This is a genomic window from Leptolyngbya sp. AN10, from assembly GCF_050565645.1.
Taxonomy (GTDB): domain Bacteria; phylum Cyanobacteriota; class Cyanobacteriia; order Leptolyngbyales; family Leptolyngbyaceae; genus Leptolyngbya.
Genome location: NZ_JBNXVP010000020.1, coordinates 105041 through 118161, shown reverse-complemented (window position 1 = coordinate 118161; position 13121 = coordinate 105041). Strand labels below are relative to the sequence as shown.

At 48.3% G+C, this 13121-nt stretch carries 10 protein-coding genes; 9 read left to right on the top strand and 1 reads right to left on the bottom strand.

Annotated elements, in window-relative coordinates; translation table 11 throughout:
* Positions 1-3 precede the first annotated feature (3 nt).
* On the top strand, positions 4-531 hold the full coding sequence (locus tag ACQ4M5_RS25645) for a LuxR C-terminal-related transcriptional regulator (protein WP_430678554.1): 528 nt from the start codon (positions 4-6) through the stop codon (positions 529-531).
* A 252-nt stretch (positions 532-783) separates the two neighbouring features.
* Here ACQ4M5_RS25645 and pdhA read toward each other — a convergent pair whose 3' ends face one another.
* The gene (pdhA, locus tag ACQ4M5_RS25640) at positions 784-1815 is read right to left on the bottom strand and encodes a pyruvate dehydrogenase (acetyl-transferring) E1 component subunit alpha (protein WP_430678553.1); all 1032 of its coding nucleotides are present in this window, start codon (positions 1813-1815) and stop codon (positions 784-786) included.
* 451 nt (positions 1816-2266) lie between these two features.
* On the opposite strand from pdhA, the gene ACQ4M5_RS25635 reads away from it, so the two are divergent.
* The 8 genes from ACQ4M5_RS25635 (at position 2267) to sigC (ending at position 12907) form a co-directional block, all read left to right on the top strand.
* On the top strand, positions 2267-4354 hold the full coding sequence (locus ACQ4M5_RS25635) for an IMS domain-containing protein (protein WP_430678552.1): 2088 nt from the start codon (positions 2267-2269) through the stop codon (positions 4352-4354).
* Between the two features lie 95 nt (positions 4355-4449).
* On the top strand, positions 4450-5418 hold the full coding sequence (locus tag ACQ4M5_RS25630; protein WP_430678551.1) for an AEC family transporter: 969 nt from the start codon (positions 4450-4452) through the stop codon (positions 5416-5418).
* A 78-nt stretch (positions 5419-5496) separates the two neighbouring features.
* Positions 5497-6258, top strand: a complete 762-nt coding sequence (locus ACQ4M5_RS25625; protein WP_430678549.1) for a response regulator transcription factor — start codon at positions 5497-5499, stop codon at positions 6256-6258.
* Positions 6259-6457: 199 nt separating this feature from the next.
* A complete protein-coding gene (locus tag ACQ4M5_RS25620) occupies positions 6458-7738 on the top strand; it encodes a sensor histidine kinase (protein WP_430678548.1) in 1281 nt (426 codons plus the stop codon).
* Between the two features lie 163 nt (positions 7739-7901).
* A complete protein-coding gene (locus ACQ4M5_RS25615) occupies positions 7902-8693 on the top strand; it encodes a pseudouridine synthase (protein WP_430678547.1) in 792 nt (263 codons plus the stop codon).
* Complete coding sequence (locus tag ACQ4M5_RS25610; RefSeq protein ID WP_430678546.1) at positions 8690-9481, top strand: helix-turn-helix domain-containing protein; 792 nt, start codon at positions 8690-8692, stop codon at positions 9479-9481. The genes ACQ4M5_RS25615 and ACQ4M5_RS25610 overlap by 4 nt, the downstream gene beginning before the upstream one ends.
* Before the next feature lie 44 nt (positions 9482-9525).
* The gene (locus ACQ4M5_RS25605) at positions 9526-11331 is read left to right on the top strand and encodes a DNA/RNA helicase domain-containing protein (protein ID WP_430678545.1); all 1806 of its coding nucleotides are present in this window, start codon (positions 9526-9528) and stop codon (positions 11329-11331) included.
* A gap of 331 nt (positions 11332-11662) precedes the next feature.
* Positions 11663-12907 carry an RNA polymerase sigma factor SigC gene (gene sigC / locus ACQ4M5_RS25600; protein ID WP_430678544.1) on the top strand — a complete coding sequence of 415 codons (1245 nt, stop codon included), beginning with the start codon at positions 11663-11665 and terminating at the stop codon, positions 12905-12907.
* Positions 12908-13121 lie beyond the last annotated feature (214 nt).

Genomic DNA, 13121 nt, shown 5'->3' with positions numbered 1-13121 from the left:
AATATGGCTCTTAATACTTCTAATGATTTCCTGTTGTCTGTGCTTGAAGGTTTAGTCGATGGTATTTTGCTGGTCAGTCCAAATGGTGAATTGGTATTCGCCAATACTGCTGCGATCGAACTCTGCCAAAAACTAAACCCGAAAGAGCACTATCCCGTTGAGGTCTGGCGTTCCTGTGAAGCGTTGATGGAAAGTCGCGAATGGTATGGCGATCGACCACTCGTGATCGAGTCTGAGTTAAAAACTGAGAATTTTCAAACCTATCGAATCCGCGTTCAATGGCTGCAATTAGAGGAGCCTTGTCTGCTCGTTCGATTGGAAGATCAACAGCGATCGCTGCAAAGTCTAGCAGTGACCGAAGCGAAAAAGTTCGGGCTAACTCCACGAGAAGCTGAGGTCTGGTTTCTCAAGCGCTGTAATCTGTCTCGAAAAGAGATTGCGTCTCGGTTATTTATTACGATCGATACGGTAAAAAAACACTTAGGAAACATTCAATCAAAACGCCAAGCCCATCAAGAAAGCTGGTGTTAAGAGATTAAGTTGTTGATACTGAAACTCCGATCCCTTTATCTTGGAATCGGAGTTTTTTAGCGATCGTGTCTGAGTTGTGGAATGCCCTAAAACCCCCTAGATCCCCCATTCTGAGGGACTTTGAGCTAGAAAAATTTCTCCAACTCTAAGCAGACTTCAGAGTTCAAAGTCCCCCAAATTTGGGGGATTTAGGGGGCACGATCAACCCCGCATTCACGACTAATTTAGAACTGCGATCGCTCGAAGATAAATCTAATCCTCAGCAAAAATGTACTTATACAGTTCACTCGGATCAGGCTCAGGACTTTCCAATCCAAATTTCACCGCATCTTCCACCAACGTCTGAACCTTCTTCTCAATCTCCTTAATCTCGCTCTGCTTCACCAAATTCTGCTCAATCAAATAAGCAGAAAACTTCTTCAGCGGATCACGCGCCAACCAAGCCTCTTTCTCCTCTTTCGATCGCAGTTCATCCGGATCAGCCAACGAATGCCCCCGGAATCGATACGTCAAACACTCAATCAAAGTCGGACCTTCACCCGCTCTCGCCCGTCTCACCGCTTCTTGCGCGACTCCCCGAACCGCCAACACATCCATGCCATCAACTTCGTAACCGGGCATACCAAACACGCTGGCTTTCTTGTAAATCTCAGTCTGGGAACTGGCTCGATCGTGCGCCATCCCGATCGCCCACTTGTTATTCTCAACCACAAAAATGATCGGCAACTTCCACAACGCCGCCATATTCAGGCATTCAAAGAACTGCCCGTTATTCGTCGTGCCATCGCCGAAAAATGCCGCCGTCACCTGATCCGCAGTTTCATCGCCCATCACTTCCCGACGATATTTCGACTGAAACGCCGCACCAGTCGCCACCGGAATGCCTTCACCAATAAAGGCAAATCCACCTAACAAACGGTGTTCAGCCGAAAACAAGTGCATCGAACCACCGCGACCTTTACTGCATCCGGTTGCTTTCCCGAACAGTTCCGCCATCACTTCGCGGGCAGGAACCCCACAAGAAAGCGCATGAACGTGATCCCGATAGGTACTACAGACATAATCTTCACCCGGACGCATCGCCCGAATTACACCGGTCGAAACCGCTTCTTGACCGTTATATAAGTGAACGAAGCCGAACATCTTGCCGCGATAGTACATTTCGGCGCACTTATCTTCAAAGAAGCGACCCAACACCATATCCTCGTACAGCATCAATCCTTCTTCGCGGGTCACTTGTGCGGGTGCTGTTTGAAATGCCGGAAATGCTCTTTCTTGAACCATGAGAACTACTTAACCTCGCTGCAATAACCCCAGACCGAACAATATATAGCAATCCTAGAACAAGTGGGGAGTAGGGAGTGGGGAGAAAGTAAAACAGTTTTTCTCGTACTGCTACACCCCACTCCCTACTTTTTTCCGCTTTCACAACTCAAATACGATCGCTTTAATAATCTCGCGCCATTCTGAATAATCTAATCTAAAATACCTTCCTGAAGTGTCAAAGATCAAATGCTGCAACCGGAAACCGTAACAGATCAACCCCTCCAGGTTGACAAACTTCAAGATTTATTTATCTTGTAGTGGTTCCCTCAGTAAACAGATACCTTTATTGTTAGGATGACTGTTTCCGAGTTGCGTAACGCGGCTGATTTTGCATCTACAGGGTATGATGTCTGTCAATTCGATCGTCATTCTCTTTTTTTACCTCGATTCTCTGCTGGGGACGTGACCTGTGCGTATACCGCTCGACTATTACCGAATCTTAGGGCTGCCAATGCAAGCGACGGCAGACCAGTTGAAGCAAGCTCATCGCGATCGCACTTTACAACTGCCCCGCCGTGAGTACTCCGAAGCCGCGATCGCGACTCGTCGGAATTTACTCGATCGTGCCTACACAATTCTGTCTGATCCTGATCAGAGAAAAGCGGTCGATGAGGAATTGTTAGGGCTTCAATATGAAAATGATGCTGATGCGGCAACAATAGAGCTAGACGATAAGCATTTGATCGGAGCGCTCTTAATTCTTCAGGAATTGGGCGAATATGAGCTTGTTCTAAAAATTGGACGACCCTATCTCAGCAGCGGAACGGCTTCGATTCGCGATGGTCGATTTGGCGATCCCCGAATTGCGCTTTCAGATATTGTTTTGACGATCGCGCTTGCCTGCCTCGAACTCGGTCGCGAACAATGGCAGCAAGGACAATACGAAAGTGCCGCTGAAGCACTCGAAACCGGACAGGAATTGTTATTGCGTGAAGGCTTGTTTGCGGGTGTCAGAGGCGAAATTCAATCCGATCTCTACAAGCTGCGCCCATATCGCATTCTAGAATTGTTGGCGATGCCCGATGACGAACAGCGCGATCGACAACAAGGATTACGCCTGCTCAAAGATATGCTGCGGGAACGAGGCGGCATAGATGGCACAGGAAACGATCAGTCGGGCTTGAGTATCGATGATTTCCTCAGATTTATTCAACAATTGCGCGGATATTTAACGGCTGAAGAGCAACAAGCCTTATTTGAGGAAGAATCCCGCCGCCCGTCTGCTGTTGCAACTTATTTAGCGGTGTATGCTCTTCTTGCACGAGGATTCGCAGACCATCAGCCTGCTTTGATTCGACGAGCCAAATTAATGTTGTTACGGCTTGGCACTCGGCAAGATGTTCACCTCGAACAATCGGTGTGTGCTTTATTGCTCGGACAAACAGAAGAAGCCAGCCGAGTTCTAGAACTTTCTCAAGAATACGAACCGCTTGCCTTTATTCGCGAAAATTCACAAGGCGCACCGGATCTACTACCAGGATTGTGCCTATATTCGGAACGCTGGCTGCAAGATGATGTATTTCCCCACTTTCGCGATTTGGCGAAACGGGAAGCTTTGCTAAAAGACTATTTTGCGGATGAACAAGTTCAGGCTTATCTAGAAGAACTGCCGATCGATGGTGAAGTAATTACCGATTGGTCAATGGCAGAACGTGGACTAGTTCACCATGAATTGAGCAACGGAGCCGCATCGCGAAATGGTCGATCGAGAACGACAGCGACAGAAGAAAACTACGGCGGATATCGATCGGCAACCGCCACTTTAGCCGCGACTGATGTTGCCGTATCAGAACGATCGACAAAATTCGCAGGCAACGGAACTGAAACTCGATCGACGGTTTCGCGTTCGTCTCGAAATGGTCGCCCTCGTCCGCAAGCGCGGCATCAAGAACCCGATCACGAAGAACCAAGAGCAAGAGCACCCAGAGAGAATCGTCGATCGCGCTGGATTCCCATTATTCTCGGACTTGCGCTGGCGATGGGACTCGGATTTCTAATGATTCGCGCCTTGAGAGCGATCATGAATCCGACGACTCAAACCGCGAATGACGCGATTCCAGTTCAACTCGATCAGCCTGTTGTGCATCTAGTCCCCGTTGAGCAAGCTGTTTCGCTGTCTGGCGATATGACTCAAGGATTAGCACAAAAAGTTCTAGAGACTTGGCTCAACGCAAAAAGACTTGCAATGGGCAAAACTTACGATACTTCAAAGCTCTCGCAAGTTTTAGTCGATCCAAGACTTTCTGAATGGCAGCGGAATTCCGAAGAAAGTAAGCGGGATAACTTACACATCGAGTACGATCATGCAGTCAAAGTCGATAGTGTTGAAGCCAACCCGACTGATCCAAATCAAGCCACTGTGAGAGCAACTGTTACCGAAGTGCGGAAGTATTTTCCGGGCGGTCAGACGGGAGAAGTTCAAACCGATCGAGATATGTCCGTTCGTTACACTTTGGTGCGACAAGACAATCAATGGCGGATTAAAGACTGGCAATAATCTTTTCTGAAAAATGTCCGCCTTCTGACTGCTCTATTTGGGGATACAATCCGTTACGATGGTGCAGGGAGTAGCGCCCAGTGGCGGGGCATGGCATGATCGGAAGTTTGGTACACGCTTATACCCCCTTGATCTTCTGGACTGGGGTGGGTGCTTTATTGTTCAAATATTTGCCGCAATCGTTTCCACGATTTCTAGGGCGAAGTTTATATTGGATCGGGGTTCCGTGGCAGATTTTCGCTCTCGTGCGAGAAACAAATTTTGCTGCGAATGTGGGATTAGTTCCTGCAATTACGATCGCAACTCTGGGCACAGGATTAACGATCGCTTGGATCACGCTGCAAGTTTTGGTCTGGCTCAAAACTGTCTCGAAACCGACTTGGTTAAGCGCGATCGATGCTTGGTTGCCGCCGCTTGATCGATCCTCTCAAGGCACATTTGTGATCGCCTCGATGCTCGGCAATACAGGATTTGTCGGACTAGGACTGATCCCCGCACTGATTGGCGATGGCGATCTAAGTTGGGCAGTCTTTTTCAGCGTCACTCAGAACCTCATCGGAACCTATGGGATCGGTGTTCTGATTGCGAGTCACTACGGTCGATCGGAAAATCAGAGTTCAATCTGGACATTGTTGCGGGATCTGATCACGGTTCCGACCCTATGGGCATTTGCCGCCAGCTACTCGACCCAATCAATTCCATTTCCAGACTGGGCAGAAACGATCGTACATTCTTCACTTTTATTCGTAATTCCAGCCTCGTTTCTTTTAATGGGAATGCGATTGATTCAGTTAAAAGGAATCGAGAGCTTGAAAACCGCTACAATTTCGGTATTGCTGAAGGCGTTAGTTTTACCGAGTCTGGTTGCGATCGCGGTCGCAATTTTAGGACTGAATCACGATGCGCGACTCTCTCTGACCATTATGGCAGGTGTTCCCACTGCATTTGCAAGCTTGATTTTGGCAGAAGAATACAACTTAGACCCGGATCTTGCTGCCAGTAGTATCGCACTCAGTACGATCGTCATTTTGGTAACAATTCCGATCTGGCTATTTATTAGCTAAAGATTGAAAAATTGTATAAACGCATACGTACTGCTGGATCAATGGTAGAATTTTGCCGACAAGTAGAGACGCACTTTTATGCCGCCTACGCTCCTGACAGAAGCTTCACCCGTCACACCCAAACTCACTCTCGGTCGGATTTTGGTTGTAGATGACGAACAGTTAATCCGAGACACGATCGCGCTCACCTTGTCCGATGAAGGTTATGAAATCATGACCGCTGCTGATGGTCGTGAAGCGCTGGAAATTTTGCAAGCGGCTTTCAGTCAAGATGCCGATCAATCCTTAATCCCAGATTTGATCATTCTCGATTTGATGCTGCCGTATGTGAACGGTTTAGATATTTGCCGCTGGATGCGCCGCGAAGGAAGCAGCGTTCCGATTTTGATGTTGAGCGCGAAAGGGAGTGAAACCGATCGCGTCGTTGGCTTGGAAGTTGGAGCCGATGATTATCTGACGAAACCGTTTGGAATGCGGGAATTGGTTGCCCGCTGTCGTGCTTTATTACGCCGTCATCAACAGTTTCAAACGACGCAAACGGTTCCAACGTTGCAGTTTCAAGACGTGACGATATATCCACAAGAATGCCGCGTGACAGTTCGCGGTGAAGTCGTCAATTTCTCACCCAAAGAGTTCAAGCTATTAGAGCTTTTCTTGCGGCATCCCAAGCGGGTCTGGTCACGGGATCAACTGCTAGAGAAAATTTGGGGTCACGATTTTATCGGAGAAAGCAAAACCGTTGATGTACATATTCGCTGGCTAAGAGAAAAGCTGGAACTCGACCCAAGTAATCCTCAGTATTTAGTCACGGTACGGGGCTTCGGCTATCGATTCGGTTAAGCTAAAGGGACATTAACGCGATGTGTGACTTGTAGCTTGGCGGTTGAAACCGCGGCTATACAAGCAAAGTGTGCCTCCGCACACTAACAGTCAAGCCTAGTCAGTCCGCATAGGGCAGACTTTGCTTGTATAGCCGCGAATTCCATTCACCAGGGCACAAGCACATCGCGGAACTCGCCCTCTAGCCCCCTCGCTGCCTGTGTCTGTTCTCTGGTTTCTAGCTGGACTTGCGATCGGGATTCTGCCGTTCACACTCTATCGAGGACAACTCAGTTCCCGTATCAATCATTTAACAAAAGACTTACCCCCCGACGAAGCCGCGATCGATTTGTCGGTGACTTCTCGTTTGTCGATGTTGATGCACCACAATCAAGAACGCCTCGAAGAGTTAGAACGCTCGATCGAGACTTGGAAACAGATTCAAAATCTTTCCCCGATCGCGTATCTCCAAGTTGATGAAGAAAACCAGTTAATTTGGTGCAATCCCGCAGCAGGGGAACTTCTAGGAATTACTCAGGCGGACGATTACGCACCCCGATTATTGCTGGAACTGGTGCGATCGTATGAACTCGATTCGCTAATTGAAAAAGCCCGCGATCGCAATCAGCCTCACCAGCGTGAATGGTTATTTTATTCAATCTCCGCTGATGCTGAAGATCTCTCACAAGCTCGATCGACTCCGATTCGAGGAATCGCTTTTCCTTTGCAAGATGGGGAAGTGGGAGTCTACCTCGAAAATCGTCAAGAAACCGTAAATTTAGCCCAACAGCGCGATCGTTGGATTTCCGATGTCGCGCATGAACTAAGAACACCCCTGACCTCGATTCGGCTCGTCGCTGAAACCTTACAGCCTCGGCTTGAACCCACGAACAGACAATGGATCGATCGCTTACTCAATGAAACGATTCGCCTCAGTCGATTAGTTCAAGATTTGCTTGATCTGAGTCAACTCGATTTGAATCCGTCCCAGCGATTGCGCTTAACTTCCGTGGATCTCGTCAAACTCATTTATTCTGCGTGGCAAAGTCTCGAACCGCTTGCCTGCGAAAAACAAGTTCAGTTTTCCTATAACGGCTTAGAGTCGGTTATTCTCAAAGCCGACGAAGCTCGAATGCACCGCGTCCTTCTGAACCTGCTCGATAACAGTTTGAAATATAGTCCACCTCGTAGCGTCATTCGAGTCGAAACAACATTGCCGGAAAACTCGAAACCGCGAGTCCAAATCGACATCACCGATTCAGGTGAAGGCTTTCCTGAAGACTCGATCGAATATGTCTTTGATCGATTCTACCGAGCAGACCCCTCACGATCGCGTCAAAATCAGGGACAGGAAGCCACTCAGTTGACCAGTGGCAGCGGTTTGGGACTGGCGATCGTGCGCCAAATCGTTGAGGCACATCAAGGCACGGTTCGCGCCCAAAATCATCCTGATGGCGGAGCTTGGCTGCAACTCATTTTACCGATCGAGCGGACTTCATGAATACTTATCGCTCTCTGTCAACGGATTCAGAATTCTGAATCAGCCGATTGTTCCGCCATTTTACTGAATACAGGCTAGTGTAATATTTGTACATATTGGTAGATATACAGTCGCCACTTTTCTGCTTCATCGTTTGTTCACACTCATCCTGAGTCAAGAGTTTATGCCTGAGAGGGTTCAAAAAATTCTTTCGCAATGGGGAATCGCCTCGCGTCGTCAGGCGGAACAGATGATCTTAGAAGGACGAGTGAAATTAAATGGCTCGATCGCAGAATTAGGTCAAAAAGCCGATCCAGAACGCGATCGCGTCGAAGTGGATGGGCAATTGATTCAAATCGTCGATCGTCCAGAATTTCTCTACTTTCTGCTGCACAAACCAGCCGGAGTCGTTTCGACCTGCGACGATCCTCAGAATCGAACGACTGTTCTTGAACTCTTACAAAAGAATTTAAGACAAAGACAAGGACTTCATCCGATCGGTCGATTAGATGTAGAATCGACCGGAGCAATCCTGTTGACGAACGATGGAGAGCTGACTCATTATCTGACTCATCCTCGCCATCACATTCCGAAAACGTATGAGGTCTGGGTCGAAGGAGAAGTGTCACGATCGGTCTTGCAGGAATGGCGCGAAGGCGTTATCTTGGACAACCGAAAAACCTTACCCGCATCGGTGAATGTGTTACGCCGTACTTCATCTAGTACATTACTGCGTGTCATTCTTCGCGAGGGTAGAAATCGGCAGATTCGTCGCGTCGCGGAACAGTTGGGACATCCCGTACTCCAGCTTCACCGCACTGCGATCGGAGAAATTCAACTCCACCCACCGGGCAAGTCCCCGTTACCAGCGGGACAGTACCGCCCACTAGAAGATTCTGAAATTCGTGTACTCAAACAGGGAATGAACCCGGCGTTAGAGAAGTTGCCAGCACAGACGAAGGAGCCGCCCAGATGAAGAAGACCCTCCAAACGAATCGAGAACAAGCAGAACGGCTGGCAGAGTTGGGAAATCAACTCCGCGATCGTCGCGAGAAACAAGAGATTCCGCTCGAAAAAGTGGCAGGGACAACCTGTATTCAACCCCGGCTATTAAGAGCGATCGAACAAGGAAAGATCGAGGATCTTCCTGAACCCGTTTATATTCACAGCTTTATTCGCCAGTACGCAGATGCGATCGGGTTAAACGGGGTGGAATTTGCCAGCGAGTTTCCGACAACAGGCGTGATGGCTTTACCGACGATTCGGACTTCTTGGCGAGCGTTGCCTGGGGCACAATTGCGACCGATGCACTTGTACTTAATGTATATGGTGCTGATTTTCGGGGCGGTGAATGGATTGTCTTATTTTCTGAATCGATCGACTCAAGCTTCCGTTCCAGTGGTGGAATTACAACAGCCCGCTGCGCCTGTTGCTCCGTTGGGTCCGACTCTGCCTGCACAGCAACCTGCCAACACTAAGACCATTTCTCCTGCGCCCGCTTCTAACAAGCCTGTTCGCGTGGGAGTAACGGTTGCTGAGGAGTCTTGGGTGCGGGTGATGGCAGATGACAAAGTGGCGTTTGAGGGTGAATTGCCCAAGGGAACGCAGCGGACTTGGACTGCCGATCGACAAGTGATCGTTCGGGCTGGAAATGCAGGCGGCGTGATTGTTTCGTATAACGAAAGCCAAGCGAAACCTTTGGGACAACCGGGAGAGATTCAAGAGATAGCTTTCCCGCCTGATCCGCAAATGGCTCTAAGATAATAGGCTGTGGGGCGATTTCCGCCCCTTTGTTTTTTGGGATCAAAATGTCAGTCCAGTACGGTTGGTTGGGATCGATCGCGGATTTTCTCGCCTGTTCTCCGAGCGATTGGTTAGCGACACTGCAAGCGAATTACCAAGCGCTCTATCAGATGCGATCGACGGGAACGCAAAACCAGGCTTGGGAAGAATGTGGGGAAATTCTACGATCGCAGTTTGCCAATTTCAGCCGCAAATCCTGGACTTTGATCTTTGAATATGAACTACCCGGTGAAGGTGGACGACGACCGGATTTAATCATTTTGGGATCGGGACAGATCCTCGTTTTCGAGTTCAAGCAGAAATCAACGCTTTCAAATGCCGATTTGGATCAAGTTGCGGCTTATGGGCGAGATCTATCCGAATATCATCAAGCATCGGCAAATCATCCGGTGAGCGCAATTCTGATTCCAACTCGCTACACCAAAGAAAATGCTGTTCGGAATACAGTACAGATTCTCAATCCAACGCAAATCGCAATCTATTTGGAATCACTAAGTGAAACGCAACCGGAGATTGATTCTAATCAATGGGTGAATTCAACTTACGAACCGTTACCGACTGTGATTGCTGCGGCGCGACGAATTTTTCAGCAAGAACCGTTACCGAGTATCAGACGCGCTCAGAGTGCGAAAATTCCTGAGATTTTGGATTATCTGAGGCAAATTGTCGATCGAGCTTCCACCCAAAAAGAACGCCATCTGATTCTAATTACAGGCGTTCCTGGAGCCGGAAAAACGCTCGTCGGTTTACAGTTCGTTTACGACAGCGATCGACCTGCAATTTTCCTTTCTGGCAATCGTCCTTTAATCACCGTTCTTCAGTACGCACTAAAAAGTAAAGCGTTCGTTCGAGAAATTCGGAATTTTTATCTCCAACACGAAGCCCGTCGCCAGTCCGCACCCAGAGAGAACATCATCGTCTTTGATGAAGCTCAACGGGCTTGGGATGCCGATCGTATGTCTGAGAAGTACGGCATTTCGAGTGCGGCTCCGGGCGCAGTTTTACGAATTTGTGAGCGGGTTCCAGATTGGTGTGTGCTGCTTGGCTTGATTGGAGAAGGGCAAACGATTCATGTTGGGGAAGAAGGCGGAATTCAACAATGGAACGAAGGATTAAACGAATCTTGGCAGGTTCATTGTTCGTCTGAGCAAGCACAATGTTTTGATACAACCGTTCACACGAATGATTTGTTGAATCTCACTACGTCTTTGCGATCGCATCTCGCACATGATGTTCAAATCTGGGTTGCCCATGTTCTTAATGGTGAAATCGATCAAGCGCAATCTGTAATCCCTCTTCTGATTCAAGAAGGATTTAATGCTTATCTCACTCGTAATTTAGAAGTAGCAAAGAATTATTGCCGATCGCGTTATCAAGATCAATCCGATAAGCGTTATGGTCTAGTTGCTTCTTCTCGATCGCGCAATTTAGTCAAATACGGTATTCGTAACGACTACATTTCTACTCAGAAACTAAATATTGGTGCTTGGTACATTGATTCACCCGATTCTGAGAATTCTTGCTGTACCTTCGATCGTGTTGTCACCGAATTTAGCTGCCAGGGATTAGAACTCGATTTCCCGATCGTCGGTTGGGGCGATGATTTGATTTGGAAAGACGAAGCTTGGATCACCACCACGCGCCAAAAGAATGTTCGTGATCCGTTACAGCTTCGATTAAATAGTTATCGCGTCTTACTCACCCGTGGGCGAGATGGATTCATCCTCTACGTGCCACCCGAAACCAAAATGGATCGCACCTTTGAAATTTTGCGATCGTCCGGATTATCACTTCTTAGCGATGAAAAGTGATGTCATGAAGCCCAGACTTAATCGGACAAATATCAAAGTGATCTCAGTCAAAACACGGATTGATCTGGGTCACTTCATAAAGCTTTTAACATCACTATACTGACTCCAACCCGTCTTCGCGCAAAACTTTAACCGCGTAAATTCCGAATCGCAGCCAAATCGTGTGTAGTAACGAGTAACCACTTCGCATGATTTAGAACCGCGATGCTAGTAATGCCGTCTCTTCGGTAGTTTCAACGTTTCCTGGAACTCCGAACTCTGTTCCTGAGTCCCAGACCACGGGAACACTAAGCGAAGCAACCGACCGATTTCCACATAGCGCACAGAAAACATGATGCCAGCAACTTCCTTCTACGCTGATGCAGAGTTTGACCCCTCCACCCTGGAGCATTCCCCGATCGCGACAGACTCAGAGTTTGATCCGAGCGAAGATCTTTCAGACCTCGAAGCTGACTTGACGGGACAACCAGGAATGCGCCCCGCTGGACGGAAAACCACTGATCTCGTCAGGCTCTATCTCCAAGAAATCGGGCGCTACCGTCTCCTCGGACGCGATGAAGAAGTCGCTGAGGCACAAAAAGTCCAACGCTACATGAAACTTTTAGAACAGCGTAACGATGCTGCATCCAAGGGAAATGCGTTAATTCGTCAATATGTCGAGTTAATCGATGCCCGCGATCGATTAGTTTCCACTCTGACTCATCGCCCGTCTCTCGAACGCTGGGCAGCCGAAGCCAAAATCGAGGTCGTCAACCTCAAACCGCTATTGGCAGAAGGCAAACAACACTGGGCAAAAGTCGTCAATTTAACGGTCACTGAACTGGATTTAATCCAAAATCAAGGACTTGCAGCCAAAACTCGAATGATTAACGCCAATTTGCGATTAGTCGTTTCGGTCGCGAAGAAATATCAGAATCGCGGTTTAGAACTGCTTGATTTGATTCAAGAAGGCACATTAGGACTAGAACGAGCAGTTGAAAAGTTCGACCCGACAAAAGGCTACCGATTCAGCACTTACGCCTATTGGTGGATTCGTCAGGGCATCACTCGTGCGATCGCAACTCAAAGCCGCACGATTCGCCTTCCGGTTCACATCACCGAAAAACTAAACAAAATTAAGAAAGCTCAACGGAAAATTTCTCAAGAAAAAGGTCGCACTGCTACGATCGAAGATATCGCTCTTGAATTAGAAATGACCCCGCCACAGGTGCGCGAAGTGCTGCTTCGAGTTCCGCGATCGGTGTCCCTCGAAACTAAAGTCGGGAAAGAGCGCGATACCGAACTCGGTGATTTGCTTGAGACTGAAGAGATTACGCCTGAAGAAACCCTCATGCGGGAATCGCTCAGACGAGATTTGATTCAGCTCTTGGCAGATTTAACCGATCGTGAACGAGATGTGATCGAGATGCGATTTGGATTAGGTAGTGACGGGCATCCTTATTCTCTAGCGGAAATCGGACGCGCTTTAGAGTTATCGAGAGAGCGAGTTCGGCAGATTGAAGCGAAAGCTTTGCAGAAATTAAGACAGCCAAAACGCCGAAACCGGGTTCGAGACTATCTTGAGTCGCTTAGTTAGAGGATGTTTCAGGAGGATAAAAAGCGGCTTTGCTGCGTTGCCAGTCCGCCCGGAAATGAATCTCCGGGCTAATGGAGGAAACCCCGCTGAAGCGGGCTAAGAGCGTAATACGGAGTTCTTAGCCCAGTTGAGTGGGCTTCCCCTGATTAGCCCGGAGATTCATTTCCGGGCGGGTGAATGCGATAAACGATGACTTCTCAAACATTCTCTTAGA

Bases quoted from the DNA above. Each gene is read 5' to 3' on its own strand.
- ACQ4M5_RS25645 (WP_430678554.1), top strand. From the start codon at position 4: ATGGCTCTTAATACTTCTAATGATTTCCTGTTGTCTGTGCTTGAAGGT.
- pdhA (WP_430678553.1), bottom strand. From the start codon at position 1,815: ATGGTTCAAGAAAGAGCATTTCCGGCATTTCAAACAGCACCCGCACAA.
- ACQ4M5_RS25630 (WP_430678551.1), top strand. From the start codon at position 4,450: ATGATCGGAAGTTTGGTACACGCTTATACCCCCTTGATCTTCTGGACT.
- ACQ4M5_RS25625 (WP_430678549.1), top strand. From the start codon at position 5,497: ATGCCGCCTACGCTCCTGACAGAAGCTTCACCCGTCACACCCAAACTC.
- ACQ4M5_RS25615 (WP_430678547.1), top strand. From the start codon at position 7,902: ATGCCTGAGAGGGTTCAAAAAATTCTTTCGCAATGGGGAATCGCCTCG.
- ACQ4M5_RS25610 (WP_430678546.1), top strand. From the start codon at position 8,690: ATGAAGAAGACCCTCCAAACGAATCGAGAACAAGCAGAACGGCTGGCA.
- ACQ4M5_RS25605 (WP_430678545.1), top strand. From the start codon at position 9,526: ATGTCAGTCCAGTACGGTTGGTTGGGATCGATCGCGGATTTTCTCGCC.
- sigC (WP_430678544.1), top strand. From the start codon at position 11,663: ATGATGCCAGCAACTTCCTTCTACGCTGATGCAGAGTTTGACCCCTCC.